The sequence below is a fragment of the Pseudomonas sp. TR47 genome, from assembly GCF_044143025.1.
In the GTDB taxonomy this organism is placed as follows: Bacteria; Pseudomonadota; Gammaproteobacteria; order Pseudomonadales; family Pseudomonadaceae; genus Aquipseudomonas; species Aquipseudomonas putida_E.
The window spans coordinates 114,324-141,029 of record NZ_JBHFCS010000012.1 but is presented as its reverse complement, the minus strand read 5'-3'; the positions used below and the strand labels follow the sequence as shown (position 1 = coordinate 141,029).

The 26,706-nt window shown below is 59.7% G+C and carries 22 protein-coding genes; 13 read left to right on the top strand and 9 right to left on the bottom strand.

Annotated elements, in window-relative coordinates:
- Positions 1-22 precede the first annotated feature (22 nt).
- Genes glyQ through ACEWE8_RS14805 form a run of 4 tightly spaced genes read left to right on the top strand, consistent with a single transcriptional unit; the run spans position 23 to position 4,380 of the window.
- Complete coding sequence (gene glyQ / locus ACEWE8_RS14820; protein ID WP_012312032.1) at positions 23-970, top strand: glycine--tRNA ligase subunit alpha; 948 nt, start codon at positions 23-25, stop codon at positions 968-970.
- The gene (gene glyS / locus ACEWE8_RS14815; protein ID WP_046786801.1) at positions 967-3,018 is read left to right on the top strand and encodes a glycine--tRNA ligase subunit beta; all 2,052 of its coding nucleotides are present in this window, start codon (positions 967-969) and stop codon (positions 3,016-3,018) included. The genes glyQ and glyS overlap by 4 nt, the downstream gene beginning before the upstream one ends.
- Before the next feature lie 3 nt (positions 3,019-3,021).
- The gene (gene gmhB, locus ACEWE8_RS14810) at positions 3,022-3,549 is read left to right on the top strand and encodes a D-glycero-beta-D-manno-heptose 1,7-bisphosphate 7-phosphatase (RefSeq protein ID WP_046786800.1); all 528 of its coding nucleotides are present in this window, start codon (positions 3,022-3,024) and stop codon (positions 3,547-3,549) included.
- Between the two features lie 60 nt (positions 3,550-3,609).
- Entirely contained in the window at positions 3,610-4,380 is a 771-nt protein-coding gene (locus ACEWE8_RS14805; RefSeq protein WP_046786799.1) for a 1-acyl-sn-glycerol-3-phosphate acyltransferase, read from the top strand.
- Between the two features lie 178 nt (positions 4,381-4,558).
- Here ACEWE8_RS14805 and ACEWE8_RS14800 read toward each other — a convergent pair whose 3' ends face one another.
- Together ACEWE8_RS14800 and ACEWE8_RS14795 are read right to left on the bottom strand one after the other, a co-directional pair.
- Positions 4,559-6,178: an MFS transporter gene (locus ACEWE8_RS14800; protein ID WP_046786798.1), complete on the bottom strand. Its 1,620-nt coding sequence runs from the start codon at positions 6,176-6,178 to the stop codon at positions 4,559-4,561.
- A gap of 97 nt (positions 6,179-6,275) precedes the next feature.
- The gene (locus ACEWE8_RS14795) at positions 6,276-7,922 is read right to left on the bottom strand and encodes a GMC family oxidoreductase (protein ID WP_046786797.1); all 1,647 of its coding nucleotides are present in this window, start codon (positions 7,920-7,922) and stop codon (positions 6,276-6,278) included.
- Positions 7,923-8,048: 126 nt separating this feature from the next.
- Between ACEWE8_RS14795 and ACEWE8_RS14790 the strand changes: the two genes are divergently transcribed.
- Complete coding sequence (locus ACEWE8_RS14790) at positions 8,049-8,936, top strand: LysR family transcriptional regulator (RefSeq protein WP_046786796.1); 888 nt, start codon at positions 8,049-8,051, stop codon at positions 8,934-8,936.
- Here ACEWE8_RS14790 and ACEWE8_RS14785 read toward each other — a convergent pair.
- From ACEWE8_RS14785 to ACEWE8_RS14775, 3 genes are read right to left on the bottom strand one after another with little or no spacing between them, the layout of a single operon-like run.
- Entirely contained in the window at positions 8,925-9,743 is an 819-nt protein-coding gene (locus ACEWE8_RS14785) for a sulfite exporter TauE/SafE family protein (protein WP_046786795.1), read from the bottom strand. The two genes, ACEWE8_RS14790 and ACEWE8_RS14785, sit on opposite strands and share 12 nt — an antisense overlap.
- Positions 9,740-11,011, bottom strand: a complete 1,272-nt coding sequence (locus tag ACEWE8_RS14780; protein ID WP_046786794.1) for an FAD/NAD(P)-binding oxidoreductase — start codon at positions 11,009-11,011, stop codon at positions 9,740-9,742. The genes ACEWE8_RS14785 and ACEWE8_RS14780 overlap by 4 nt, the downstream gene beginning before the upstream one ends.
- 39 nt (positions 11,012-11,050) lie before the next feature.
- Complete coding sequence (locus tag ACEWE8_RS14775; RefSeq protein WP_046786793.1) at positions 11,051-11,935, bottom strand: MBL fold metallo-hydrolase; 885 nt, start codon at positions 11,933-11,935, stop codon at positions 11,051-11,053.
- A gap of 223 nt (positions 11,936-12,158) precedes the next feature.
- On the opposite strand from ACEWE8_RS14775, the gene ACEWE8_RS14770 reads away from it, so the two are divergent.
- The 3 genes from ACEWE8_RS14770 (at position 12,159) to ACEWE8_RS14760 (ending at position 15,416) form a co-directional block, all read left to right on the top strand.
- Positions 12,159-13,463, top strand: a complete 1,305-nt coding sequence (locus ACEWE8_RS14770) for a sigma-54-dependent Fis family transcriptional regulator (protein WP_115273210.1) — start codon at positions 12,159-12,161, stop codon at positions 13,461-13,463.
- Between the two features lie 134 nt (positions 13,464-13,597).
- Entirely contained in the window at positions 13,598-14,023 is a 426-nt protein-coding gene (locus ACEWE8_RS14765) for an RcnB family protein (RefSeq protein ID WP_046786792.1), read from the top strand.
- A 115-nt stretch (positions 14,024-14,138) separates the two neighbouring features.
- Positions 14,139-15,416 carry a DUF2254 domain-containing protein gene (locus ACEWE8_RS14760; RefSeq protein ID WP_046786791.1) on the top strand — a complete coding sequence of 426 codons (1,278 nt, stop codon included), beginning with the start codon at positions 14,139-14,141 and terminating at the stop codon, positions 15,414-15,416.
- A 53-nt stretch (positions 15,417-15,469) separates the two neighbouring features.
- Here ACEWE8_RS14760 and gyrB read toward each other — a convergent pair whose 3' ends face one another.
- From gyrB to dnaA, 4 genes are read right to left on the bottom strand one after another with little or no spacing between them, the layout of a single operon-like run.
- Entirely contained in the window at positions 15,470-17,890 is a 2,421-nt protein-coding gene (gyrB, locus tag ACEWE8_RS14755; RefSeq protein ID WP_046786790.1) for a DNA topoisomerase (ATP-hydrolyzing) subunit B, read from the bottom strand.
- A gap of 4 nt (positions 17,891-17,894) precedes the next feature.
- A complete protein-coding gene (recF, locus tag ACEWE8_RS14750) occupies positions 17,895-18,998 on the bottom strand; it encodes a DNA replication/repair protein RecF (RefSeq protein WP_046786789.1) in 1,104 nt (367 codons plus the stop codon).
- Between the two features lie 15 nt (positions 18,999-19,013).
- Positions 19,014-20,117, bottom strand: a complete 1,104-nt coding sequence (gene dnaN, locus ACEWE8_RS14745) for a DNA polymerase III subunit beta (protein ID WP_012312006.1) — start codon at positions 20,115-20,117, stop codon at positions 19,014-19,016.
- Between the two features lie 40 nt (positions 20,118-20,157).
- Positions 20,158-21,693, bottom strand: a complete 1,536-nt coding sequence (dnaA, locus tag ACEWE8_RS14740) for a chromosomal replication initiator protein DnaA (RefSeq protein ID WP_046786788.1) — start codon at positions 21,691-21,693, stop codon at positions 20,158-20,160.
- A gap of 583 nt (positions 21,694-22,276) precedes the next feature.
- On the opposite strand from dnaA, the gene rpmH reads away from it, so the two are divergent.
- The 5 genes from rpmH (at position 22,277) to mnmE (ending at position 26,209) form a co-directional block, all read left to right on the top strand.
- Positions 22,277-22,411, top strand: coding sequence for a 50S ribosomal protein L34 (rpmH, locus tag ACEWE8_RS14735; RefSeq protein WP_003253163.1), 135 nt, complete (start codon positions 22,277-22,279; stop codon positions 22,409-22,411).
- A gap of 13 nt (positions 22,412-22,424) precedes the next feature.
- A complete protein-coding gene (rnpA, locus tag ACEWE8_RS14730; protein ID WP_080516507.1) occupies positions 22,425-22,829 on the top strand; it encodes a ribonuclease P protein component in 405 nt (134 codons plus the stop codon).
- Complete coding sequence (gene yidD, locus ACEWE8_RS14725) at positions 22,822-23,067, top strand: membrane protein insertion efficiency factor YidD (RefSeq protein WP_080516506.1); 246 nt, start codon at positions 22,822-22,824, stop codon at positions 23,065-23,067. Before rnpA ends, yidD begins: the two co-directional genes overlap by 8 nt.
- 2 nt (positions 23,068-23,069) lie before the next feature.
- A complete protein-coding gene (gene yidC / locus ACEWE8_RS14720; protein WP_012316956.1) occupies positions 23,070-24,752 on the top strand; it encodes a membrane protein insertase YidC in 1,683 nt (560 codons plus the stop codon).
- 86 nt (positions 24,753-24,838) lie between these two features.
- The gene (mnmE, locus tag ACEWE8_RS14715; protein ID WP_046786786.1) at positions 24,839-26,209 is read left to right on the top strand and encodes a tRNA uridine-5-carboxymethylaminomethyl(34) synthesis GTPase MnmE; all 1,371 of its coding nucleotides are present in this window, start codon (positions 24,839-24,841) and stop codon (positions 26,207-26,209) included.
- Positions 26,210-26,706 lie beyond the last annotated feature (497 nt).

The window sequence follows — 26,706 nt, the reverse complement described above, 5'->3', positions numbered from 1 at the left end:
TCCCCAGATACAGGTGAATTTCGTGAGCCAGCCTACGCCAGCCGTGCGTACCTTCCAAGACCTGATCCTCGCCCTGCAGAACTACTGGGCAGCTCAAGGTTGTGTGGTGCTTCAGCCCTACGATATGGAAGTAGGCGCCGGCACTTTCCATACCGCTACATTCCTGCGCGCCGTCGGCCCGGAAACCTGGAACGCCGCCTACGTGCAGCCCAGCCGTCGCCCTGCCGACGGGCGGTATGGCGAAAACCCCAACCGCCTGCAGCACTACTACCAGTTCCAGGTGGTGCTCAAGCCCAACCCGGCCAACTTCCAGGAGCTGTACCTCGGCTCGCTGAAAGCCATCGGCCTGGATCCGCTGGTCCACGATATCCGCTTCGTCGAAGACAACTGGGAATCGCCGACCCTGGGCGCTTGGGGCCTGGGTTGGGAAATCTGGCTCAACGGCATGGAAGTGACCCAGTTCACCTACTTCCAGCAAGTAGGCGGCATCGAGTGCTACCCGGTCACCGGTGAAATCACCTACGGCCTGGAGCGCCTGGCCATGTACATCCAGGGTGTCGACTCGGTGTACGACCTGGTCTGGGCCGACGGCCCGTTCGGCAAGGTCACCTACGGCGATGTGTTCCACCAGAACGAAGTGGAACAGTCGACCTACAACTTCGAGCACGCCAACGTCGAGAAACTGTTCGAGCTGTTCGACTTCTACGAAAGCGAAGCCAACCGCCTGATCAAGCTGGACCTGCCGCTGCCGACCTATGAAATGGTGCTCAAGGCCTCGCACACCTTCAACCTGCTCGACGCCCGTCGCGCCATCTCGGTGACCGAGCGCCAGCGTTACATCCTGCGTGTGCGTACCCTGGCCCGGGACGTGGCGCAAAGCTATCTGCAAGCCCGTGCACGCCTGGGCTTCCCGATGGCTACCCCTGAACTGCGTGACGAAGTGTTGGCGAAGCTGGAGGCTGCACAATGAGTGCTCAAGATTTCCTGGTAGAACTGGGCACCGAAGAGCTGCCACCCAAAGCCCTGGCCACCCTTGGTGACGCCTTCCTGGCCGGCATCGAAAAAGGCCTGCAGGCCGCCGGCCTGAACTACACCGGCAAACAGGTGTACGCCGCGCCGCGTCGTCTGGCCGTGCTGATTCGCCAGCTGGATGTACAGCAGCCTGACCGCAGCATCAATATCGACGGCCCGCCCCTGCAGGCTGCCTTCAAGGACGGCGAGCCGACCCAGGCTGCCTTGGGCTTTGCCAAAAAGTGCGGGGTAGAGCTGTCGGAAATCGACCAGAGCGGCGCCAAGCTGCGCTTCTCCCAGCATATCCCGGGCAAGGCCACCGCCAGCCTGCTGCCGACCATCGTCGAAGATTCGCTCAACGACCTGCCGATCCCCAAGCGCATGCGCTGGGCCGCCAGCCGTGAAGAGTTCGTGCGCCCGACCCAGTGGCTGGTGATGCTGCTGGGCGATCAGGTCGTCGACTGCACCATCCTGTCGCAGCAGGCCGGCCGTGAATCCCGTGGGCACCGCTTCCACCATCCGCAGAACGTGGTCATCACCACCCCGGCCAACTACGTCGAAGACCTGCGCAAAGCCTACGTGCTGGCCGACTTCGCCGAACGCCGCGAGCTGATTGCCAAGCGCACCACCGAACTGGCCATGCAGCAGGAAGGCACTGCCATCGTACCGCCAGCGCTGCTGGATGAGGTGACTGCGCTGGTCGAGTGGCCGGTACCGCTGGTGTGCTCGTTCGAGGAGCGTTTCCTCGAGGTGCCGCAGGAAGCCTTGATCACCACCATGCAGGACAACCAGAAGTACTTCTGCCTGCTGGACAGCGAAGGCAAGCTGCTGCCGCGCTTCATCACCGTGGCCAACGTCGAAAGCCGTGACCCCAAGCAGATCGTCTCGGGTAACGAGAAGGTCGTGCGCCCGCGCCTGACCGACGCCGAGTTCTTCTTCAAGCAGGACAAGAAGCAGCCGCTCGAAACCTTCAACGAACGCCTGAAGAACGTAGTCTTCCAGGCGCAGTTGGGCACCGTCTACGACAAGGCCGAGCGCGTCTCCCGGCTTGCCGCGTACATTGCCCCGCTGATCGGCGGCGACGCCCAGCGCGCCGGCCGTTCCGGGCTGCTGTCCAAGTGCGACCTGGCCACCGAAATGGTCGGCGAATTCCCAGAGATGCAGGGCGTTGCCGGTTACTACTACGCGCTCAACGACGGCGAACCGCAAGACGTGGCCCTGGCGCTGAACGAGCAGTACATGCCGCGCGGTGCTGGCGCCGAGCTGCCACAGACCCTGACCGGTGCTGCGGTAGCCATCGCCGACAAGCTCGACACCCTGGTCGGTATCTTCGGCATCGGCATGCTGCCCACCGGCAGCAAAGACCCATATGCCTTGCGCCGCGCCGCCCTGGGCGTGCTGCGTATCCTGATCGAGAAGCAACTGGACCTGGACCTGACCCCTGCGGTGGAGTTCGCGGTCAAGCAGTTCGGCGCCAAGGTCAAGGCCGCAGGCCTGGCCGAGCAGGTGCTGGAGTTCATCTTCGACCGCCTGCGTGCACGTTATGAAGACGAAGGCATCGACGTTGCCACCTACCTGTCGGTACGTGCCCTGAAGCCGGGTTCGGCCCTGGACTTCGACCAGCGCGTGCAGGCCGTGCAGGCCTTCCGCAAGCTGCCGGAAGCCGAGGCGCTGGCCGCGGTGAACAAGCGTGTGTCGAACCTGCTGGGCAAAGCCGAAGGCGCCATTGCCGAACAGGTCGAGCCGAAGTACTTCGACAACGCCAACGAGTTCTCGCTGTATTCGGCCATCCAGCAGGCCGACCAGGCCGTGCAACCGATGGCTGCCGCACGTCAGTACAGCGAATCGCTGGCCCGCCTGGCGGCCCTGCGTGACCCGGTCGACGCCTTCTTCGAGGCGGTGATGGTCAACGCCGAGGACGCCAAGGTTCGCGCCAACCGTTATGCCTTGCTCAGCCGCCTGCGCGGCCTGTTCCTGGGCGTTGCTGACATTTCGCTGCTGGGGTAAGCCTTGAAACTGCTGATTCTCGATCGTGACGGGGTGATCAACCAGGACTCCGACGCCTACATCAAGTCGCTGGAGGAGTGGATCCCGATCCCCGGCTCGATCGAGGCCATCGCGCAGTTGAGCAAAGCGGGCTGGACGGTGGCCGTGGCCACCAACCAGTCCGGCATTGCCCGTGGCTACTATTCACTGGCAACCCTCGAAGCCATGCATGCGCGTCTGCGCACGCTGGTGGCAGGGCACGGCGGCGAAGTCGGCCACATCGTGTATTGCCCGCATGGGCCGGACGAGGGTTGTGACTGCCGCAAGCCCAAGCCTGGCATGCTGCGGGCAATCGCCGACCATTATCAGGCCGACCTGCGCGGCGTATGGTTTGTCGGCGACAGTAAAGGTGACCTGGAGGCCGCCCTGGCCGTCGGTGCACAACCGGTGCTGGTGAAAACCGGCAAAGGCGAGCGGACGCTTGAAAAGGGTGTCGCGCAAACCACACTGATTTTCGACGATCTGGCAGCTATCGCCAGAGAACTAATCTAAACAATGCGCCCAAGGGCGCATTTTTATCAGGCGGGCAAGCCCGCAACGGTACATGCCACTATGTCGATCCTGCGGGCGATCAGAATCTTTCTTTTTTACCTGCTGCTGGGCACCAGTTCCCTGCTGTGGTGCTCGCTGAGCTTTTTTATCGCGCCATTTTTGCCGTTCCACAAGCGCTACCGCTTCATCAACGTCTACTGGTGCCGTTTTGCCGTGCTGCTGGCGCGGGTGATTCTGGGTATCCACTACAAGGTCACCGGTGCCGAGAACGTGCCCAAAGAGCCCTGTGTGATTCTGTCCAACCACCAGAGCACCTGGGAGACGTTCTTCCTGTCAGCCTATTTCTCGCCATTGAGCCAGGTGCTCAAGCGTGAACTGCTGTACGTGCCGTTCTTTGGCTGGGCCATGGCCATGCTGCGGCCGATCGCGATCAACCGCGACAACCCCAAGGAAGCCTTGCGCCAGGTGGCGAGCAAGGGTGACGAATTGCTCAAGCAGAAGGTCTGGGTGCTGATCTTCCCGGAAGGTACTCGGGTACCCTTTGGCACCGTGGGCAAGTTTTCCCGTGGCGGTACCGCGCTGGCGGTAAATGCCGGGCTGCCCGTGCTGCCGATCGCGCATAACGCCGGCAAGTACTGGCCCAAGTCAGGGTGGGGCAAGCGCTCTGGCACCATCGAGGTGGTCATCGGGGAGCCGATGTATGCCAATGGTACCGGCCCGCGTGCCATTGCAGAGTTGAATGACCGTGCCGCGGCGTGGAACGAAGCGACTCAGCGCCGCTTGGGCTCGTTGCCACCGGTAGATGAAAAACCACACGAGCAGATTGCCTGACGATCTGTGGATAACGTGTTAGCAATTTTTGGATGAAATGCCTCGTTTGATAGCTAAGTCTATGAATTGCCTATTTATTTTTGTGTATGACATTTTTCTGAAAAGCGTGCATAAGTTTTTTTGAGGCATAAGAAAACCGGCTTTTACAGCCGGTTTTTTTTATGGCTTCACGACATCATCAGACCTTGTCGATATCCACATCCTTGGTTTCTTTCAGGCAGAAGATTCCCACCACCAGGCTGATCCCGGTTACCAGCACCGGGTACCACAAGCCGTAGAAGATATCCCCGGTGTACACCACCAGCGCGAACGAAACCGTGGGCAGGAAACCGCCAAACCAGCCATTGCCAATGTGGTAGGGCAGCGACATCGAGGTGTAGCGGATACGCGTCGGAAACAGCTCCACCATCACCGCCGCCAGCGGGCCATAAGTCATGGTTGCGATCAGGATCATTGCAACGATCAGCACCACCACCATCACCTGGTTGACCTGCGACGGGTCCGCCTTGGCCGGGTAGCCCGCCTGCTCGATGGCTGTGCGCATGGCTGTTTCGTCAAACCCGTTTATGGTCTTGTCGCCAATGTTCACCACCACTTGGCTGCCCGCCACATTCACCGAGCTGTACGGCAGGCCCTGTTTGACCAGGAAGGTCTTGACCTTGTCGCACGGGCTGTCGAAACGCGCCTTGCCGACCGGGTCGAACTGGAAGGTACAACCTTGCGGGTCAGCGGTGACCACGATCGGCGCCTGACGGCTCGCTGCGTCGATCTGCGGGTTGGCGTAGTGGCTGAGGGCCTTGAACAGCGGGAAGTACAACACCGTGGCCAGCAGCAGGCCGAGCATCAGGATAGGCTTGCGGCCGATGCGGTCGGACAGCCAGCCGAAGAACACGAAGAACGGCGCACCGATCACCACGCTGATGATCAGCAAGGTATTGGCCTGGGCCGGATCCATCTTGAGCATCTGGGTCATGAAGAACAGCACGTAGAACTGCGCCGTGTAGAACGTCACGGCCTGGCCGGCGTTGATACTGAACAGTGCGGTAAGCACCACCTTGAGGTTTGGCCAGGAGGTGAACGACTCGCGGATTGGCGATTTGCTGATCTTGCCCTGGGCCTTCATTTTCACGAAGGCCGGCGACTCATGCATGCTCATGCGGATCCAGGTGGAAATGCCCAGCAGCACGATCGACAGCAGGAACGGCAAGCGCCAGCCCCAGGTTTCGAACTCATCGCCGGTGATGTAGCGGCTGCCCAGCACCACCAGCAACGACAGCAGCAGCCCGAGGGTAGCAGTGGACTGGATGAAGCCCGTGTGGAAGCCGCGCTTGCCGGGCGGTGCGTGTTCGGCCACATACGTCGCCGCGCCACCATACTCGCCCCCCAGTGCCAGCCCCTGCAGCATGCGCAGTACCACCAGGATGATCGGCGCGGCAATGCCGATGCTTGCATAGGTGGGCAGCAAACCAACGGCGAAGGTGGACAAGCCCATCAGCACGATGGTGATCAGGAAGGTGTATTTTCGCCCGATCATGTCACCCAGCCGGCCGAACACCAGCGCGCCGAAGGGCCGTACCAGGAAGCCGGCGGCGAATGCCATCAGGGCGAAGATGAAAGCGGTGGTGTCGTTGACGCCAGCAAAGAACTGCTTGCTGATCACTGCCGCCAGCGCACCGTAGAGAAAAAAGTCATACCACTCGAAAACCGTCCCGAGGGATGACGCGAAAATGATCTTGCGTTCTTCACGACGGCTTGGGCTGCTCGCCGTCGCCCCCTGCTCTTGGATGTAATCCGACATCGTTGCTGTCCTCGGCCCGCAGGCCACAGTGATTATTCTTGTTGTTCCACTGTCGGCAGCTTCTGACCGCAAGCCGCCGGTACTGCACGCACCCGGGTCAGGGCGTCGGTAACGCGTCTTCGTTCAGGTAGGTCTGGGTAGCAGCTCCCTTGAGAATGAGTTGGGCCGCCTTCTCGGCGATCATCAGGGTGGGTGAACAGGTATTGCCGGAGGTGATCTGCGGCATGATTGAAGCATCCGCCACGCGCAGGCCGGGGATGCCGCGTACACGCAGCTGGTTATCCACAACGTCCAGCGGGCCGCTGCCCATACGGCAGGTCCCGACCGGATGGAAGATGGTGGTGCCGATCTTGCCTGCCGCTTCGAACAGGTCTTCCTCGGTCTGCAGGGCAGGGCCTGGCAGGTATTCCTGCGGATCGAAAGCAGCGAGGGCAGGGGCCTGGACGATGCGGCGTGTGATACGGATGGCGTCGGCGGCAACGCGCAGGTCTTGAGGGTCACTGAGGTAGTTGGGGTCTATCAGTGGCGCGCTGTTCATGTCCGAGCTACGGATGTCGATGCGCCCACGGCTAGCCGGGCGCAGGTTGCACACCGAAGCGGTGAAGGCGGGGAAGCGGTGCAGCGGCTCGCCGAAGCGTTCCAGCGACAGGGGTTGTACGTGGTATTGCAAGTTGGCGGTGGCCTGCTCCGGGCTGGACCGCACGAACGCCCCAAGTTGGCTTGGCGCCATGGCCAGCGGGCCGCTGCGGTCGTAGAGATAACGCAGGCCCATACCCATCTTGCCCCACAGGCTGTTGGCCATCTGGTTGAGCGTTCTGGTGTTGCGGATCTGGTAGATCAGGCGCAATTGCAGGTGGTCTTGCAGATTGCCACCGACACCGGGCATATCGTGCCGTACGCCGATGCCGAGCGTTTCCAGCAACGTGCGCGGGCCAATGCCGGAGCGCTGCAGGATGCCGGGCGAACCCACCGCCCCTGCACACAGGATGATCTCGCGGCGCACAGCGAACTCGTGCCAGGCGCCTTGCCAAAATGCTCTCACTGCGCGGGCGCGGGTGTTGTTCAGCAGCACTTGGTCAACCTGCACGCCGGTCAGCACGGTGAGGTTGGAACGGTTATGCACAGGTCGTAAAAAAGCCTTGGATGCGTTCCAGCGCACACCGCTGCGCTGGTTGACCTGAAAATATCCACAGCCTTGGTTGTCGCCGGTATTGAAGTCATCGACCTTGGCGATGCCGCTCTGTTCGGCGGCGTCACGGAAGGCATCGAGGATCGGCCAACTGTAGCGCTGGCGTTCCACCCGCCATTCGCCAGTGGCGCCATGGTGATCACTGTTGCCTGCAAAGTGATTTTCGCTGGCCTTGAACAGCGGCAGCACGTCCTTCCAGGCCCAACCGTCATTGCCCTGTTCGGCCCAATGGTCATAGTCCGCAGCCTGGCCACGCATGTAGATCATGCCGTTGATCGATGAGCAGCCCCCCAGCACCTTGCCCCGGGGATAACCCAGGCTACGACCACCCAGGCCGCTTTGCGCTTCGGTCTTGAAGCACCAGTCAGTGCGGGGGTTGCCGATGCAGTAAAGGTAACCGACGGGGATGTGAATCCAGGGGTAATTGTCGCGGCCCCCGGCTTCCAGCAGCAACACGCGGCGGGACGGGTCGGCGGACAATCGATTGGCCAGCAGGCAACCGGCAGGACCGGCACCCACGATAACGTAGTCGAAGACAGAATCGGCTGATGGCATGTGCAACCTCGCGCCTGATTTTTATTCTTGTCGTCGTACATCTTATTGATTAATTTCGCTGAGGAAACACGAGATTTCGCGCAGCCGTTGTGCGTTTTAGCACAGCGAAAAACAGGGAAAGGATGCATGTTCGACTGGAATGATCTGCGGTTTTTCCTCGAGTTGCAGCGCAGTGGCCGCCTGCTCAGCGCTGCCAAGCGTCTCAACACGACCCATAGCACGGTTGCCCGGCATATCGAGAGCATCGAGAAAAGCCTGGGCACCCCACTGTTCGTGCAACACGCGCAGGGCTACGAATTGACGCCCTCCGGCCAGGCGCTGCTCAAGCACGCCGAAGCCATGGAGAATGTCGCGTTGCTGGCGCAGGAAGAAATCACCCAGGCCATCACACCGCTGGGCAAGATTCGCCTTGGGGTCACCGAAGGCATCGGCATCATGTTCTTCACCCCACGCATGAATGCGCTGTTCGATCGGTATCCGGGCCTGGAAGTGGAGCTGGTGGCCGTGCCTCGCTTTGTCAGCATCCTCAACCGCGAGGCGGAAATCAGCATTCACCTGGAACGTCCCAGTGCCGACCTGCTGATTACCCGCAAACTCACCGACTACCGCCTGGCCCTCTATGCCAGCCAGGCTTACCTGGACCGCGCGCCACCTTTACGCAACCGTGAAGATCTGGCCCGGCACAGCTGGATCGGCTACGTCGACGACCTGCTGTTCAGCCAGGAGCTGCTGTTTCTCAACAGCTTCTGCCGGGCGCCCAATGTGGCTTTTCGCAGCACCAGCGTAATAGCCCAGCAAACTGCTGCGCGCGCCGGCCTGGGTATCGCCGTGCTGCCCAACTACATGGCTCGCCACGACCCGACACTGGTGCGCGTACTGCCCAGCGAAACCATCCAGCGCAGCTACTGGATATGCACCCGTCGTGAATTGCACAAGTCGGTACGCCTGCGGGTGGTCTGGGATTACCTGCTGGCGCTGTGCGCGCAGGAACAGGCCGAGCTGCTAGCCGAGTAGCGCCTTGCTGGCCAGCAGCAGGGCAGCCGCAAAGCCGGCCACCGAGAACAGCTGCTGCAGGCGAGGCCCGGCCAGCCGCGTCGCCAGTGGCCGCGCCAGCAGCAGGCCAAGCACCGCGCCCGCGGCAAAAGGTGCGCCCACCTGCCAGTGCATAACCCCGGCCAGGCTGGCACTGACCACGCTACCTGTAGACACCAGGGCGATCACCGCCAACGAGGTCGAGACGATGCTCTTCATACGCAGGTTGGTGTAGCGGTTCAAGGCAGGGATGATCACGAAGCCACCCCCCACCCCCAACAAGCCGGACAACAATCCCGAAAGCGCTCCGGTCATGGCCAGCGCCCGCGCGCAGGGCAGTGTCCAGCGCAAACGGCCCTGCAGCGGGTTGAGCACGCACGGCTCGATGAAACGGTGGGCTTCGTTGGCCTCGCCACGCAACTCGCTGGCAGCCTTGCGCCAGATACGCAGGCATGCGTAAACCAGCACGCCGGCGAACACCAGGGCCAAGGGTGTGTCGGGCAGACGATGGGCGAGCATCAGCCCGAGCGGTGCAGCAGCGATGCCGATCAGGGCGATGAACAGCGCGGCGCGATAACGCACCAGCCCTTGGCGCAAGCCGAGGATCGCCCCCACGGCAGCGGCAAGACCTACGGCAAGAAGGCCAATAGGCGCAGCTTCGACCATCGACAGACCAAGGCCAAACACCAGCAGCGGCACCGCCAGGATGCCGCCCCCCGCGCCAGTCAGCGCCAGCACTGCGCCAATGATCGCGCCCAGCCCGGCACCGAGCAGTTGATGTTCGATCACCGTGATGCCTCGGCCGCCAGCGGTTGCGGGCGTGCCAGCCACTCTCGTCCCTTCAGCATGCCTTGCCAGTACAGCGGCGGCAGCACTCGCGCCTTGAGCAGCCAGGCCAGGCGCGTCGGCTGGCGGCCATCCAGCAACCAGCGCGGGAAGCTCGGCGCGACCTTGCCGCCATAGGTGAACTCGGCAAGCACGATCTTGCCGCGCTCGACCGTCAACGGGCAGGAGCCGTAGCCATCGTACTGGGCAAGGTTAGCCAGCCTGCCCAGCGCCACCAGCACGTTGTTGGCAACCACCGGAGCCTGCTTGCGCGCAGCGGCCGCAGTCTTGGCGTTGCTGGTGCTGGCCACATCGCCAAGGGCATGGACATTGGCAAACTGGCGATGACGCAGCGTATGCGGGTCGACATCGACCCAGCCAGCGGCATCGGCCAATGGGCTTTGACGAATGAAGTCCGGGGCAACCTGTGGCGGCACCACGTGCAGCATGTCGAAAGCTTCAGTGCGGGTTTCAGTGCTGCCATCGGCAAAGGTGCGGACAAAGGTGGCGCGCTTGTTCGGGCCATCTACTGCAGCCAAACGGTGGCTGTAATTGAGGTCCACACCGTACCTGTCGATGTAGGCCATCAGGGCCGGCACGTAATCGGGCACACCGAACAGCACTGCGCCGGCATTGAAGAAGCAGGCTTTGATATCGCCCAGCAGCCCCTGGCGCATCCAGTGGTCGCAGGACAGGTACAGCGCCTTCTGCGGCGCACCGGCGCACTTGATCGGCATGGGCGGCTGAGTGAACAGGGCGCGGCCTTGCTTGAGGTTCTGCACAAGCTCCCAGGTGTAGGGTGCCAGGTCGTAGCGGTAGTTCGAGGTGACGCCGTTGCGCCCCAGGGTATCACTGAGCCCGTCAATGGCAGCCCAATCGAGCTTGAGGCCGGGGCAGACCACCAGCTGTTCATAGCTGATGGTGCGACCATCTTCGAGCATGACCAGCTGGCCCAGCGGGTCGAACCCTTGCACGCGCGCCTTGATCCAACGCACGCCACGGGGGATGGTCGAGGCCATGGTGCGCGCGGTGCTCGGTGCCTTGAACACACCCGCACCGACCATGGTCCAGCCGGGCTGGTAGTAATGAACGTCGGCAGGGTCGATCACCGCGATATCCAGTGACGGGTCGCGGCTGATGAGGCTGGAAGCAGTGGCGATGCCGGCAGCGCCGGCACCGACGATGACCACCTTGTGGTGGTCGGAATTAGCAGGGGACAACAAGGCAGGCATGGCGTAAATCCTGGGAATTCTAATGATGGGGCAGGGCGCTCAGAGCTTGTTCAACGGGATCTTCAGGTAGCTCACGCCGTTGGATTCCGGCTGCGGAAAATGGCCACTGCGCATGTTGACCTGCACCGAAGGCAGGATCAGGACGGGCATCTCGAGGGTCTTGTCACGCGCTTCACGCATGGCGACAAAGCTGTCCTCATCGATGCCCTGGTGAACATGAATGTTGCTGGCGCGCTGCTCGGCAACGGTGGTGACATAACGCATGTCACGCCCGCCCGGCAGGTAGTCATGGCACATGAACAGCAGAGTCTGGTCAGGGAAGGCCAGCAGGCGGCGGATCGATTGGTACAAGGTGCGAGCATCAGCGCCTGGGAAGTCACAGCGTGCGGTACCGTAGTCGGGCATGAACAGGGTGTCGCCCACGAACAGTGCTTTTTCTCCCGCATCCTCTATCAAGTAACTCATGCAAGCGGGGGTATGCCCAGGAGTGTGCAACGAGCGGGCGTGCAGGTTACCTATGCGAAAGCCTTCTTCGTCCATGAGCAACACATCGAACTGGCTGCCATCACGGGCGAAGCCCGGCTCGGCGTTGAACAAGTCGCCGAAGACTTTCTGTACCTTGGTGATCTCGGCGCCAATGGCGGTGTGGCCGCCGAGCTTTTCCTTGAGATACGCCGCAGCTGAAAGGTGGTCGGCGTGTACATGGGTTTCCAGAATCCACTGCACCTTGGCGCCCAGGCTCTGTACCCGATCAATCAGACGGTCTGCAGACTCGGTGCAGGTGCGGCCTGACTTGGGGTCATAGTCCAGTACGCTGTCGATCAACGCACACTGGTTGGTCTCGCGGTCCAGTACCAGGTAGCTGATGGTCGAGGTGGCGTCGTCGAAAAAGGCTTCCACCTGAAGGTTGTTGCCGATGATCATCACGTTCTCCAAATAATCCACCCCGCCTTTTAGAGGCGTAGGCAGTGACGGGTGGTTTATCAAGATGCATGCCAGGGGTTTAACCCGTGCCAAGGCCAGTGAAATCGGCCCCTGATGGCGCATGACAGCCCGGTGTGGCAGTTGCGCTGGCAGTCGACTGTCAGCCAATGGCAGTGTTTGGCAGTCCTTGTTACCCTCAACGGCTTATCCAATCGGTGCCGTCATGCCTGAATCCCATCCCCTCATCCTAGCTCTGGTTTCCTACCTCGAACACGATGCGTTGCCTACCATCGTGCTGGACACCGACTACAACATCCTCGCAGCCAATGCCGCCTATCGTCGGCAGTTCGGCCGTGACGACCGTGCGCCACTGGGTGAGAAGTGCCACCGGGTTTCCCATCACTACGCCGTGCCTTGCGACCAGGCCGGTGAGCATTGCCCCATGCGCAAGGCCTGGGACAGCAAGCTGCCGGAACGGGTACTGCACATTCATCACACCCCGCGCGGGCCTGAGCATGTGGATGTGGAACTTCGGCCGATCCTCGATGAGCAGGGCAGGGTGGTGGCGTTCGTAGAACGCCTGACCACGGTCACACTGGCCTCGGCGCAACCTCAACAACAGGGCCTGGTCGGCCGGGCGCCAGCGTTCAAAACGGCACTGGCCAGCCTGCAACGTGCGGCCCCCGCACAGATCCCGGTATTGCTCCAGGGTGAATCCGGTACAGGCAAGGAGCTTTTCGCCCGGGCGATCCATATGGGTAGCCCACGGGCGAATGGCCCTTTGGTGGTGGTCGACTGCACCGGCTTGACCGAGTCACTGTTCGAGAGCGAGCTGTTCGGCTATGAGAAGGGAGCCTTTACCGGTGCCAACCAGCGCAAGATCGGCCTGGCAGAAGCGGCCCACGGCGGCACGCTGTTCCTCGACGAGATTGGTGAGGTGCCACTGGCGATGCAGGTCAAATTGCTGCGCCTGATCGAATCCGGCACCTTGCGCCCGGTTGGCAGCCTGCGCACCGTGCATGCGGATTTCCGCCTGGTGTCTGCAACACACAAACCGCTCAAGCAGATGGTTGCCGAGGGTACGTTCCGGGAAGACCTGTATTACCGCATCAGTGGCTTTCCCATCCGCCTGCCTGCCTTGCGCGAACGCGTAGAGGATCTGCCGCTGCTTGCGCAGAGCCTGCTGCAACGCATGGCAGGCAAACCTGCCGCGAGCCTTACTGACGCTGCGCTTCAACAATTGGCCCTGCATACGTTCCCAGGCAATATCCGCGAGCTGCGCAACATCCTGGAACGGGCGCGGCTGTTTGCCGATGATGGGCTGATACGGCCTGAGCATCTGCCGGAAGATGTAGGCCCGCAAATCGCAACCGGTGCGAACAAGGGGCGCGCTCGCAGCGACCTGAGTGATCTGGCACAAGCGCTGGAACAGTTTCAGGGCCCGCGTAGCGAACTGGCGCGCCACTTAGGGATGAGTGAACGTACGCTGTATCGGCGCTTGAAAGCGCTGGGGCTGAATCCGGCTTAGTGCTTGGCGATTCTTTACCGGACCTTTACCTCTTGCCAGGGATTACTCATCGCGAATCACGGTCTGAAGCATTAACCGTAATCGGCGTCTCGTTGAAACCCGCCGGACGTGAACATGCAAAGGATCGACATACGATGAAAAAAACCCTCTCTGTGCTCTGCGCTACCTTGATGCTCAGCGTACCACTGGCCAGCTTCGCCCAGCCCGGCCCGCCTCAAGGGCACGATGGCGACCGCTCGCATCAGGGCCAAGGTCATCCGCAGCAGAGCAAGCAGCAAGGCCATCCGCAACAACATGGCAAACCCGGCAACGGCCAGGCTCAGTCCTACCGTAATCCGAACTTCCGTCCACAACCGGGGATGCCGGTACCTCACCAGCAATGGAAGCGCGGCCATGTGGTAGACCCGCACTATCGCAATGACCGTTACTGGGTGACCGACTGGCGCGCCCGGCACCTCTCGCCGCCGCCCCGCGACCACCGTTGGTTGTACGTCAACGGCGACTACGTGCTGGTGGCCATTGCTTCCGGGGTGATCGTAAACATCCTCAGCGGTTACTAAGGCCGTATAAAACCAGCCGCCAACAAAAAGCCCGCTTGCGCGGGTTTTTTGCTGGGTTGTGGATTGAAACTTCTAGTCTGTTAACTATTCGATCAGTCTCTTGAAGGTACTGCACATGATTGCGCGTTGGCGTTGGGTAGCGGGTCAACTCACCAAGCGACTCTGGTTCAGAGCCTCTCTGTTCTCCATTCTGGGTGTGGCGACTGCATTGCTTGCCATCCTGTTCAGAGACTTCATCCCGCAAACCTTGCCAGCGCGCATCGGCGCAGATGCAGTGGACAAGATTCTCGGGATCATTGCCTCCAGCATGCTGGCTGTGACCACCTTCTCATTGAGCACGATGGTCACCGCCTACGGGGCCGCAAGTAGCGGGGTGACCCCGCGTGCCACAACGCTGGTCATGGAAGACACCACGACCCAGAACGCGCTGGCCACATTCATCGGTTCGTTTCTCTTCAGCCTGGTTGGCATCATTGCCCTGAGTACCGGCCTCTATGGAAGCCAGGGCCGAGTCGTGCTTTTTGCGGTGACGCTAGCTGTCGTGACGCTGATCATTTACACACTGCTGCGCTGGATAGACCACCTTTCCAAACTCGGACGGGTTGGAGAAACCATTGACCGTGTGGAAAAGGCGGCGATAGAGGCCATGGCTCATCGCATTCGCTGGCCCTATCTGGGAGGCTCAGCGTACCCGGTAGACCTTGTACTACCGCTGTCCGCGCAAACCATTGCCAGCAACCAGACTGGCTACGTCCAACATATCGATGTGCAAGCCTTGGGCGCCATTTCCAAAGCGCTACAGATCCGGATCTATGTGGAAGTTCTCCCAGGTAGTTTTGTCCACATCGGTATGCCGGTCGCTCGCATTGTGCCTTTGAGTGACAAGCATCCTGATGAGCAAAGCCTCAAGGGCACGCTGGCGACGTTGACCATAGGCACCCGAAGAACCTTTGAACATGACCCGAGGTTTGGGCTATGCGTGCTATCGGAAATCGCATCCCGCGCGTTGTCACCAGCGGTCAATGATCCGGGCACCGCTATTGATGTGATTGGCAGAGGCCTTAGAACTTTGACGTACTGGGGCAAAGCACACGCTTGCGAACCGGACCAGGAAAAAAGCTGCGAGTGGGTCCACCTGCGAGGGTTGACGGTGGACGATTTGTTCGACGATTTTTTTGCCCCTATCAGCAGAGACGGCGCCGCTCTTCTAGAAGTCGACCTTCGGTTGCTCAAGGCACTTGTCAGCCTGGCCCAGATAAACCCCGCGCTTTTCAAGCAGAGTTGCATCAGGCATGGGGAGCAACTTGTCATGCGTGCAGAGGCGTCACTTACACTCGCGCATGAAAAAGATCAGCTGAGGTCAGTGCACGTGAAGCTCAGGACGATTGAATGACAGCCCAAACCAAAAAGCCCGCTTGCGCGGGCTTTTTAGTGAGAACAACCTGATCAGAAGTCCAGGTTAGAAACCGACAGCGCGTTGCTTTCGATGAAGTCGCGGCGAGGCTCAACCGCGTCACCCATCAAGGTGTTGAAGATCTGATCGGCGGCAATCGCGTCTTCGATGGTGACCTTGAGCATGCGACGTACAGTTGGGTCCATGGTGGTTTCCCACAACTGGTCCGGGTTCATCTCACCCAGCCCTTTGTATCGCTGGATGGTGTGACGCTTGGTGGTCTCGTTCATCAGCCAATCCAGGCCTTCCTTGAACTCGACGATCGCCTTGCGACGCTCACCGCGCTGTACGTAAGCACCTTCACCCAGCAGGCTCGACAACTTGGAGCCAATGTTGACCACCGTGCGATAGTCGTTGCTGCCGAAGAAATCGCGGTTGAAGGTGATGTAGCTGGCCAGGCCGTGCGAGGTGATTTCCACTTCAGGCAGCCACACATTGCGCTCCTTGTCCTCGCGCAGGGTGGCCTTGTACATCAGGCCAGACTTCTGGCTGTTGCTCAGGCGCTCCTGCAGTTTGGCCAACCAGTTCTCCATGACGGCATGGTCGCCCAATTGCTCCAGGGTAACTTCCGGCAGGTAGATGAAGTGCTCGGTCAACTCTTCCGGGTACAAGCGAGACAAACGCTTGAGGGTCTTCATCACACCACGGAACTCGTTGACCAAAACCTCCAGCTGAACGCCGGAAACGGCCGGCGCAGACTCATCCAGGTGCAGGCTGGCATCTTCGAGGGCCGACTGGGTCATGTATTCTTCCATGGCCTCGTCGTCCTTGATGTACTGCTCCTGCTTGCCTTTCTTCACCTTGTACAGCGGTGGCTGGGCAATGTAGATGTAGCCACGCTCGACCAGCTCTGGCAGCTGACGGAAGAAGAAGGTCAGCAGCAGGGTACGGATGTGCGAACCGTCAACGTCAGCATCGGTCATGATGATGATGTTGTGATAGCGCAGTTTGTCGATGTTGTACTCTTCGCGGCCGATGCCACAGCCCAGTGCGGTGATCAGTGTGCCCACTTCCTGGGAGGAGATCATCTTGTCGAAGCGTGCTTTCTCGACGTTGAGAATCTTGCCCTTCAGCGGCAGGATCGCCTGGGTACGACGGTTACGACCTTGCTTGGCCGAGCCACCTGCGGAGTCACCCTCCACCAGGTACAGTTCGGAAAGGGCAGGGTCCTTCTCCTGGCAGTCCGCCAGTTTGCCCGGCAAGCCCGCGATATCCAGCGCGCCTTTACGGCGAGTCATTTCACGCGCTTTGCGCGCCGCTTCACGGGCACGGGCAGCGTCGATCATCTTGCCGACTACCGCTTTGGCTTCGTTGGGGTTTTCCAACAGGAAGTCGGCGAAGTATTTGTTCATTTCCTGTTCCACGGCGGTTTTCACCTCCGAGGAAACCAGCTTGTCCTTGGTCTGCGAACTGAACTTCGGATCCGGCACCTTGACCGAAATAATCGCGGTCAGGCCTTCACGAGCATCGTCACCGGTGGTGGAAACCTTGTTCTTCTTGGCCAGGCCTTCCTGCTCGATGTAGCTGTTCAGGCTACGGGTCAGCGAAGAGCGGAAACCAACCAGGTGGGTACCGCCATCGCGCTGCGGAATGTTGTTGGTGAAGCACAGCAGGTTTTCGTTGAAGCTGTCGTTCCACTGCAGGGCAACTTCAACACCCACGCCATCTTCACGCTGGACGTTGAAATGGAACACCTGGGAGTTGACCGGAGTCTTGTTGGTGTTCAGGTATTCAACGAATGCACGCAGGCCGCCTTCGTATTTGAAGAACTCTTCTTTGCCCGAGCGCTCGTCTTTAAGCAGGATGCCAACGCCAGAGTTCAGGAAGGACAGTTCACGAATACGCTTGGCCAGGATGTCCCAGCTGAAGTGAATATTCTTGAAGGTCTCGGCCGAAGGCTTGAAATGAATATGGGTGCCGGTGGTTTCGCTTTCGCCCACAACGGCCATCGGCGCCTGTGGAACACCATGAACGTAGGTCTGCTCCCAGATCTTGCCGCTACGGCGAACGGTAAGCACCAGCTTTTCCGAAAGGGCGTTTACTACCGAAACACCTACACCGTGCAGACCGCCGGAAACTTTGTAGGAGTTATCATCAAATTTACCGCCGGCGTGCAGCACGGTCATGATGACCTCGGCTGCAGAAACGCCTTCTTCTTTATGCACGTCGACCGGAATGCCGCGACCGTTGTCGCGCACACTGATGGATTCATCGGTGTGGATGATGACGGTGATGTCATCGCAGTGCCCGGCGAGGGCTTCGTCGATCGAGTTGTCGACCACTTCGAAGACCATGTGGTGCAGGCCGCTACCGTCATCGGTGTCGCCAATGTACATGCCGGGACGCTTGCGCACGGCATCCAAACCTTTCAGCACCTTGATGCTTGAAGAGTCGTACGTTTGATTTTCGCTCATGCCTTCACTCCCGATGGTCGTGGGTCTGGGTGATACGGCCTTGTTCCACGTGGAACAAAGCAACTGGCGTTTCCGTCTGCCAGCCTTCCCTCAGTAATTCGTGATCTACACAGGTGATAAACACCTGGCAGCGTAATTCTTCTAGCAAGCGGCACAGTGCACGGCGATGCTGGTCGTCCAACTCGGACGGCAAGTCATCCACCAGATAAATACAGTGGCCGCGGCGAGCCTGACTAACGAGGTGGCCTTGGGCGATGCGCAATGCACAAACCACCAGCTTTTGCTGACCACGCGACAAGATGTCGGCTGCGTTGTTGGCAGCCAGACGAAGACGCAGATCAGCACGCTGCGGACCGGCCTGGGTATGGCCCATCTGCTGATCGCGAAGGAGAGAAGAGGCGAGTACTTCGTTGAGTTCCCGGTCCTTGTCCCAGCCTCGGTAGTAGCTAAGGGTCAACCCGTCCAGCTCGACCAGTTCGCTCAGGGTTTGCTCGAAGACGGGCTTCAAGGCCTTGATGTAGTTGCGACGGTATTCATCTATTTCCGCGCTGGCCAGGCACAATTCCCGGTCCCAGGCGGCTTGCGAAGCTGGGTCAAGTGTACCATGCCGCAACCATGAGTTCCGCTGCCGCAACGCCTTCTGCAGACGCTGCCAAGCTGGCATGAAGCGAGGTTCCACGTGGAACACTCCCCAATCCAGAAACTGGCGACGGATCTTCGGCGCGCCTTCAAGCAACCTGAAACTGTCTGGGTTGATGAGCTGCAGGGGCAGTAGTTCTGCAAGCTGCGCGGCGCTCTTGGCATTCTGCCCATCGATACGGATAGTGAAGTCGCCCGCCCGCTCGCGCGACACACCCAAGTTGCTGGTGCCGCCTTTGCCCAACTGTACTTCGCCGAAAACCGTACACGCAGCCTGCTCGTACTGAATGACGGGATTGAGTCGGGTACTGCGAAACGATCTGGCCAACCCGAGCAAATGCACAGCTTCCAGCACACTGGTCTTGCCGCTGCCGTTGGCGCCGTAGAGGATATTGATGCGGGGGGAGGGTGAGAGGGTCACCGGGTGCAGGTTGCGCACCGCGGTGACCATGATACGTCGAAGGGACATTTGGCCTGCTACAAGTTACAGGCGCATCGGCATGACAACGTAAGACGAGTCGTCATTGCCGGCTTCCTGCAGCAGAGCACTGCTATTGGAATCGGAGAGAATCAGGCGAACCTGTTCCGTTGTCATCACACCCAATACGTCCAGCAGGTAACTGACGTTGAAGCCAATCTCAAGCGATGCACCGTCATAGTCCACGCTGATCTCTTCTTCCGCCTCTTCCTGTTCCGGGTTGTTTGCCTGGATTTTCAACTGACCGGCAGCCAACTGAAGGCGGATACCGCGGTACTTTTCGTTGGAAAGGATTGCGGTACGGCTGAACGCTTCACGCAAGGCCTGGCGATCGCCGATGACCAGCTTGTCACCACCCTTGGGCAGTACACGCTCATAGTCAGGGAACTTGCCATCGACCAGCTTGGACGTGAAGGTGAACTCGCCTGTGTTCGCACGGATGTGGTGCTGGCCCAGGACGATGCTGACCATGCCTTCCGGGTCGGTGAGCAGGCGCGCCAGCTCGAGGATACCTTTACGTGGCACGATGACCTGATGACGCTCATCCTGCTCGATGGCTGCGCTCATGGAGCACAGCGCCAGACGATGCCCATCGGTAGACACGGCACGCAAGGTATTACGCGACACTTCGAGCAGCATACCGTTGAGGTAGTAACGTACATCCTGCTGAGCCATGGCGAAGCTGGTGCGCTCGATCAAACGACGCAGTTTGCTCTGCTCAAGGTTGCAGGTCAGCGAACCTGGGCCTTCTTCCACAGTGGGGAAGTCGTTGGCTGGCAGGGTCGACAGGGTGAAACGGCTACGGCCGGCCTTGACCAACAGCTTCTGTTCGTCGACCTTGATATCGATCAGAACGTCGTTCGGCAGGCTTTTGCAGATGTCCATCAGCTTGCGCGCCGGGACAGTGATTTCGCCAGGCTCGGCCGGCTCTTCCAGTTGGACGCGGCCTACCAGTTCGACTTCCAGGTCGGTACCGGTCAACGACAGCTGCTGGCCTTGCACGACCAGCAGTACGTTGGACAGGACCGGCAAGGTCTGACGGCGCTCGACGACACCGGCGACCAGTTGCAGGGGTTTCAACAGGGCTTCGCGTTGAATGGTGAAATGCATGGTCTAGTCCCTTGCCTTCAATTAGCTGCGCTGGCGGCCATCAGGTGGTGAGCGTGCGCAGCAGGTTCTTGTAGTCCTCGCGGATGTCCGCGTCGGATTCCTTCAGTTCGTTGATCTTGCGGCAAGCGTGCAGCACGGTGGTGTGGTCACGGCCGCCAAACATGTCGCCGATCTCCGGCAGACTGTGGTTGGTCAGCTCCTTGGACAACGCCATGGCCACCTGACGCGGGCGCGCTACAGAGCGCGAACGGCGCTTGGACAACAGATCGGAGATCTTGATCTTGTAGTACTCGGCCACGGTGCGCTGAATGTTATCCACACTCACCAGCTTGTCTTGCAGCGCCAGCAGGTCCTTCAGCGACTCGCGAATCAGCTCGATGGTGATGTCGCGGCCCATGAAGTGCGAGTGGGCGATGACGCGCTTCAATGCCCCTTCAAGCTCACGTACGTTGGAGCGAATACGCTGAGCGATGAAGAAAGCGGCATCGTGCGGCAACTCGACCTTGGCCTGGTCGGCCTTCTTCATCAGGATCGCCACGCGGGTCTCCAGCTCCGGCGGCTCCACAGCCACCGTCAGCCCCCAGCCGAAACGCGACTTCAGTCGCTCTTCCAGACCTTCGATTTCCTTCGGGTAGCGGTCACTGGTGAGAATCACCTGCTGGCCACCTTCGAGCAATGCGTTGAAGGTGTGGAAAAACTCCTCCTGTGAACGCTCCTTGCGGGCGAAGAACTGGATATCGTCGATCAGCAGCGCATCGACCGAACGGTAGAAGCGCTTGAACTCATTGATCGCGTTGAGCTGCAACGCCTTGACCATGTCCGCGACGAAGCGCTCGGAATGCAGGTACACCACCTTGGCATTCGGGTTCTTCTTCAGCAGGTGGTTACCCACAGCATGCATCAAGTGCGTTTTACCCAGGCCCACGCCACCGTAAAGGAACAGTGGGTTGTAGCCATGCTTCGGGTTGTCGGCAACCTGCCAGGCGGCTGCCCGGGCCAACTGGTTCGATTTACCTTCGACAAAGGTTTCGAAGGTGAACGTACGGTTCAGATAACTGGTGTGCTTGAGCGCACCCTCCACCTGAACGTTGCGCTGTTCGGTACGCCCCGGCGCGACAGGTGCCGGAGCGCTGTCCGCCATCGAATCATAGCTGCCACGCGACGACGCCTCGGCCATGTCGGTGGCCTGCGCAGGTTCAGCAGTGGGCACCGAGACCGGGTCAGCAACAGCCATGACTGGCGCGGCTGCTGGCTGCGCGTGGCTCTGCGCAAGGGACGCAGCCATTGCAGCGCTGACCGGGGCATTGGGCGCGGCCCGCGGTGCGGAGCTGCGACGGCTACCTATTAATAAGGAAAGGGCAGGCGCGATGCCGCTACCGTTCTCACCCAACAGTTCGAGCAGACGGCCGAGGTACTTTTCATTCACCCAATCGAGAACGAAACGGTTAGGCGCATACACGCGCAACTCGTCGCCTTCGGCTTCGACCTGTAGCGGACGGATCCAGGTGTTGAATTGCTGGGCAGGCAGTTCATCGCGCAGAAGCTCCACGCACTGCTGCCAAAGTTCCACTGACACGGATATCCCCTGAGTTTGAAAGCCGGATGAGGCAAAAACAAACGGCCATTGTACCGGTCAAGCGATCAGTTATCCACATGTGGAAACATTATGAGCCATGGCAAAACAGCCATTTAGCGACCAAAACGGCCCTGAAGGACTGTGAATAAGCTCTGTGGATAACCCACCATAAGGGCTATGCACAACCCCGGGTCAAGATCTGTTGATAACTCACCTGTGGATAATGAGCCTTTTCATCCACAGGCTGTACGCAGGCCCAGCACAAGCGCAGCACGGGTTGTGGACAATGTTTCTGATCGCTGTACAGCCCGTAATCTTTGGCCTGCAGAAGGTTATCCACAGAAACTTATCCACCTAAGATTTATAAGTTATTCAGAAAAGCTTTTTATATGTCTCTTCTTTTTTTTAGTTTTGTCATCCGTTTGCCTGCCCGACCAGACGCCGCCCCGCTCGATCGCTGAAAGCACCTTCCATAAGGAAAGGCTGGTTGGAAATTGACCTATTGGCTTGCTTTCTCTAGAATCGCCGATCTCTTAAAAAGGGGGCCATTCCGGCCCGTTGTCGACAAACCAGGTAACACGCCATGAAACGTACTTTCCAACCAAGCACCATCAAGCGCGCTCGCACCCACGGCTTCCGTGCCCGTATGGCTACCAAGAACGGCCGTGCTGTTCTGTCGCGTCGTCGTGCCAAAGGCCGTAAGCGTCTGGCCATTTGATCTTTCGGCAAAGGTGGTGAGTCAGGACTTCAGTCGGGAAAAGCGACTGCTTACACCCCGGCATTTCAAAGCGGTCTTCGACTCCCCAACCGGCAAGGTTCCAGGGAAAAACCTGCTGATCCTTGCTCGCGAGAACGGTCTCGATCATCCACGCCTTGGCTTGGTGATTGGCAAGAAGAGCGTCAAGCTTGCCGTTCAACGCAATCGCCTCAAGCGCTTGATGCGCGATTCCTTCCGTCTGCACCAGCAAATGCTCGCTGGCCTGGACATAGTGATCGTCGCGCGCAAGGGATTGGGTGAGATAGAAAACCCGGAATTGCACCAACACTTTGGCAAGCTCTGGAAACGCCTGGCGCGCAGCCGGCCCACTCCAGCGGCTAACGCCGATTCCGCAGGGGTAGACAGCCAAGATGCGTAAACTGGCACTCGTTCCGATCCAGTTTTACCGTTATGCCATCAGTCCTCTGATGGCCAGCCACTGTCGTTTCTACCCCAGTTGCTCCTGTTATGCGTTGGAAGCCATAGAAACCCATGGCCTCTTGCGTGGCGGGTGGCTAACCGTTCGTCGCCTGGGGCGTTGTCATCCGTGGAACGACGGCGGTTTCGATCCCGTTCCCCCCGCGCCTTCCTCCCGAACTTCTTCGATAGCCGAGTAATCATGGATATTAAACGCACGATCCTGATCGCCGCCCTGGCAATCGTGTCCTACGTCATGGTCCTGAAGTGGAACGATGACTACGGCCAGGCTGCCTTGCCGACTCAGAATACTGCTGCCAGCACTGTTGCTCCGGGCCTGCCCGATGGCGTACCGGCCGCTAACAACGGCGCCAGCGCCGATGTACCGAGCGCCAACGCCGAGTCGAGCCCTGCCGAACTGGCACCTGTTGCACTCAGCAAGGATCTCATCCGGGTCAAGACCGATGTCCTGGAACTGGCTATCGATCCAGTCGGCGGTGACATCGTCCAGCTGAACCTGCCGAAGTACCCGCGTCGCCAGGATCATCCGGACATTCCGTTCCAGCTGTTCGACAACGGTGGCGAGCGCGTATATCTGGCCCAGAGCGGCCTGACCGGTGCCAACGGCCCGGATGCGCGCTCCACCGGCCGTCCGCTGTACGCCGCAGAGCAGAAGTCCTTCCAGCTGGCTGATGGCCAGGAACAACTGGTGGTCGACCTGAAGTTCAGCGACAACGGTGTGAACTACATCAAGCGCTTCAGCTTCAAGCGCGGTGAGTACGACCTGTCCGTCAGCTACCTGATCGACAACCAGAGCGGCCAGGCCTGGAGCGGCAACATGTTTGCCCAGCTCAAGCGTGACGCCAGTGGTGATCCGTCCTCGAGCACCGCCACCGGTACCGCCACCTACCTGGGTGCTGCCCTGTGGACAGCTGGCGAGCCGTACAAGAAAGTGTCGATGAAGGACATCGACAAAGGTAGTTTGAAAGAAAATGTGTCTGGCGGCTGGGTTGCCTGGCTGCAGCACTACTTCGTAACTGCCTGGATCCCTGCCAAGTCGGACAACAATGTCGTCCAGACCCGCAAGGACAGCCAGGGCAACTACATCATCGGCTACACCGGCCCGGCCATCAGCGTACCGGCTGGCGGCAAGGCCGAAACCAGCGCCATGCTGTATGCCGGCCCGAAGATCCAGTCCAAGCTCAAGGAATTGTCCCCAGGCCTGGAACTGACCGTCGATTACGGCTTCCTGTGGTTCATTGCCCAGCCGATCTTCTGGTTGCTGCAACATATCCACAGCCTGCTGGGTAACTGGGGCTGGTCGATCATTGTCCTGACCATGCTCATCAAGGGCCTGTTCTTCCCGCTGTCGGCCGCCAGCTACCGCTCGATGGCGCGCATGCGTGCCGTGGCGCCGAAGCTCGCCGCACTGAAGGAACGCTTTGGTGACGATCGCCAGAAGATGTCCCAGGCGATGATGGAGCTGTACAAGAAAGAGAAGATCAACCCACTGGGTGGATGCTTGCCGATCCTGGTACAGATGCCGGTGTTCCTGGCCCTGTACTGGGTGCTGCTGGAAAGCGTCGAGATGCGCCAGGCCCCATGGATGCTGTGGATCACCGACCTGTCGATCAAGGATCCGTTCTTCATCCTGCCGATCATCATGGGCGCTACCATGTTCATCCAGCAGCGCCTGAACCCGACGCCGCCGGATCCGATGCAGGCCAAGGTGATGAAAATGATGCCGATCATCTTCACCTTCTTCTTCCTGTGGTTCCCGGCTGGCCTGGTGCTGTACTGGGTTGTGAACAACTGCCTGTCGATTTCGCAGCAGTGGTACATCACCCGCCGTATTGAAGCAGCGACCAAAAAAGCTGCTGCTTGACGGGCTACTGCGCTAGCCTGTGAATAAAAACGCCCCCTCGGGGGCGTTTTTGCTATCTGTCGTTTTTGTCGTAGAGGCTTTCGAGCATGAACACTGTGCGTGAAACCATCGCTGCCATCGCAACCGCACAAGGACGTGGAGGGGTGGGTATTGTCAGGCTGTCCGGACCATTGGCGGCCAAGGCTGGCCAGCTCATAACCGGCCGCACACTGACACCGCGCCATGCCCATTACGGCCCATTCCGCGACCAGGAAGGGCTGGTGCTGGATGAAGGTATTGCACTGTTCTTCCCCGGACCCAACTCGTTCACCGGTGAGGACGTGCTCGAATTGCAGGGGCATGGTGGCCCGGTCGTACTGGACATGCTGTTGCAACGCTGCGTGCAGGTGGGTTGCCGCTTGGCCCGCCCGGGTGAGTTCAGTGAGCGGGCGTTTCTCAACGACAAGCTCGACCTGGCCCAGGCCGAAGCGATTGCCGATCTGATCGAAGCCAGCTCCAGCCAGGCAGCACGCAACGCCCTGCGCTCGTTGCAAGGGGAGTTCTCCAAGCGTGTGCACAGCCTGACTGAAGCACTGATCGCGCTGCGGATCTATGTCGAGGCAGCGATCGACTTCCCCGAGGAGGAAATCGACTTTCTTGCCGATGGCCACGTCCTGTCGATGCTCGACTCAGTGCGTGCCGAGTTGTCCACAGTGCAGCGTGAGGCCGGGCAGGGTGCGCTGCTTCGTGACGGCATGACGGTGGTGATCGCCGGCAGGCCGAATGCAGGCAAATCGAGCCTGTTGAATCAACTGGCCGGTCGTGAGGCGGCAATCGTCACCGACATCGCAGGTACGACGCGGGATATCCTGCGTGAACATATCCACATCGATGGCATGCCGCTGCACGTCGTCGATACGGCCGGTTTGCGCGACACCGACGACCATGTGGAAAAGATAGGCGTCGAGCGCGCACTCAAGGCCATAGGCGAAGCCGACAGAGTGTTGCTGGTGGTCGACTCCACCGCCCCTGAGGCCAGTGATCCGTTCGCCCTGTGGCCGGAGTTTCTTGATCAAAGGCCTGATCCGGGCAAGGTCACACTGATTCGCAACAAAGCCGACCTCAGCGGCGAATCCGTAGGGCTGGAACAGTGCGATGACGGTCATGTAACCATCACCTTGAGCGCCAAAGGTGACGATCAGGGCTTGCTGCTGTTACGCGATCACCTCAAAGCCTGCATGGGTTATGAACAGACTGCAGAGAGTGGCTTCAGCGCACGCCGGCGGCACCTCGATGCCCTGCGCCAGGCCAGTGCTCATCTGGAGCACGGTCGTGCGCAATTGACCTTGGCGGGGGCCGGAGAGCTGTTGGCTGAGGACCTGCGCCAGGCCCAGCACGCGCTGGGGGAAATCACGGGCGCGTTCAGTTCGGATGACCTGCTGGGGCGGATTTTCTCGAGTTTCTGCATCGGTAAGTAGCTTTTAGCCAAACCATTCACCACGCCGCTCTTCCTGGAGCGGCTTTTTTTTGCCTGAGATTTGGGGCTCGTGCGTCGCGGACAGGGTTTTGTAGCTGCAGATTTTTTAATCACCGGCCTGAAAAAGCGCTCATGAGCCCTGTGGAAAAGTCGGCTTCAGCTCCGTTGATAAGCATGCTTTTTTTCTGAGGAAAACCTGCCCTGTGGGTAAGTAGGCATTTCATCCACAGGCTAAATCCGGTTATCCATAGCCCTCATGGCACTCCAACCACAGGGTTTAATTTTCTTCTACATGGCGAATCCAGAGGGGTGTAGAACGTTATCCACAGATTGGTGCGTGCATAAGAATAAACATAAAAACAAAGCTTTTTTAAATTTCTTCTCTCTAGTTTCTGTTATCAGCCACTCATCCACAGCCTGGTCAAAATTTGCGCAAAAGGTTTCTTTAGAGGGGGTGAAGTCCCTATACTTGTCCGCTTACCTTCTCTATTCGCAAAA

Excerpts from the sequence above, each read along its gene's own strand:
- yidD (WP_080516506.1), top strand. The coding sequence starts at position 22,822 with ATGCGTAAACTGGCACTCGTTCCGATCCAGTTTTACCGTTATGCCATC.
- ACEWE8_RS14775 (WP_046786793.1), bottom strand. The coding sequence starts at position 11,935 with ATGATCATCGGCAACAACCTTCAGGTGGAAGCCTTTTTCGACGACGCC.
- gyrB (WP_046786790.1), bottom strand. The coding sequence starts at position 17,890 with ATGAGCGAAAATCAAACGTACGACTCTTCAAGCATCAAGGTGCTGAAA.
- rpmH (WP_003253163.1), top strand. The coding sequence starts at position 22,277 with ATGAAACGTACTTTCCAACCAAGCACCATCAAGCGCGCTCGCACCCAC.
- dnaN (WP_012312006.1), bottom strand. The coding sequence starts at position 20,117 with ATGCATTTCACCATTCAACGCGAAGCCCTGTTGAAACCCCTGCAACTG.
- ACEWE8_RS14780 (WP_046786794.1), bottom strand. The coding sequence starts at position 11,011 with ATGCCTGCCTTGTTGTCCCCTGCTAATTCCGACCACCACAAGGTGGTC.
- ACEWE8_RS14790 (WP_046786796.1), top strand. The coding sequence starts at position 8,049 with ATGTTCGACTGGAATGATCTGCGGTTTTTCCTCGAGTTGCAGCGCAGT.
- ACEWE8_RS14805 (WP_046786799.1), top strand. The coding sequence starts at position 3,610 with ATGTCGATCCTGCGGGCGATCAGAATCTTTCTTTTTTACCTGCTGCTG.
- glyS (WP_046786801.1), top strand. The coding sequence starts at position 967 with ATGAGTGCTCAAGATTTCCTGGTAGAACTGGGCACCGAAGAGCTGCCA.
- mnmE (WP_046786786.1), top strand. The coding sequence starts at position 24,839 with ATGAACACTGTGCGTGAAACCATCGCTGCCATCGCAACCGCACAAGGA.
- ACEWE8_RS14800 (WP_046786798.1), bottom strand. The coding sequence starts at position 6,178 with ATGTCGGATTACATCCAAGAGCAGGGGGCGACGGCGAGCAGCCCAAGC.
- recF (WP_046786789.1), bottom strand. The coding sequence starts at position 18,998 with ATGTCCCTTCGACGTATCATGGTCACCGCGGTGCGCAACCTGCACCCG.
- ACEWE8_RS14760 (WP_046786791.1), top strand. The coding sequence starts at position 14,139 with ATGATTGCGCGTTGGCGTTGGGTAGCGGGTCAACTCACCAAGCGACTC.
- ACEWE8_RS14795 (WP_046786797.1), bottom strand. The coding sequence starts at position 7,922 with ATGCCATCAGCCGATTCTGTCTTCGACTACGTTATCGTGGGTGCCGGT.
- yidC (WP_012316956.1), top strand. The coding sequence starts at position 23,070 with ATGGATATTAAACGCACGATCCTGATCGCCGCCCTGGCAATCGTGTCC.
- ACEWE8_RS14765 (WP_046786792.1), top strand. The coding sequence starts at position 13,598 with ATGAAAAAAACCCTCTCTGTGCTCTGCGCTACCTTGATGCTCAGCGTA.
- ACEWE8_RS14770 (WP_115273210.1), top strand. The coding sequence starts at position 12,159 with ATGCCTGAATCCCATCCCCTCATCCTAGCTCTGGTTTCCTACCTCGAA.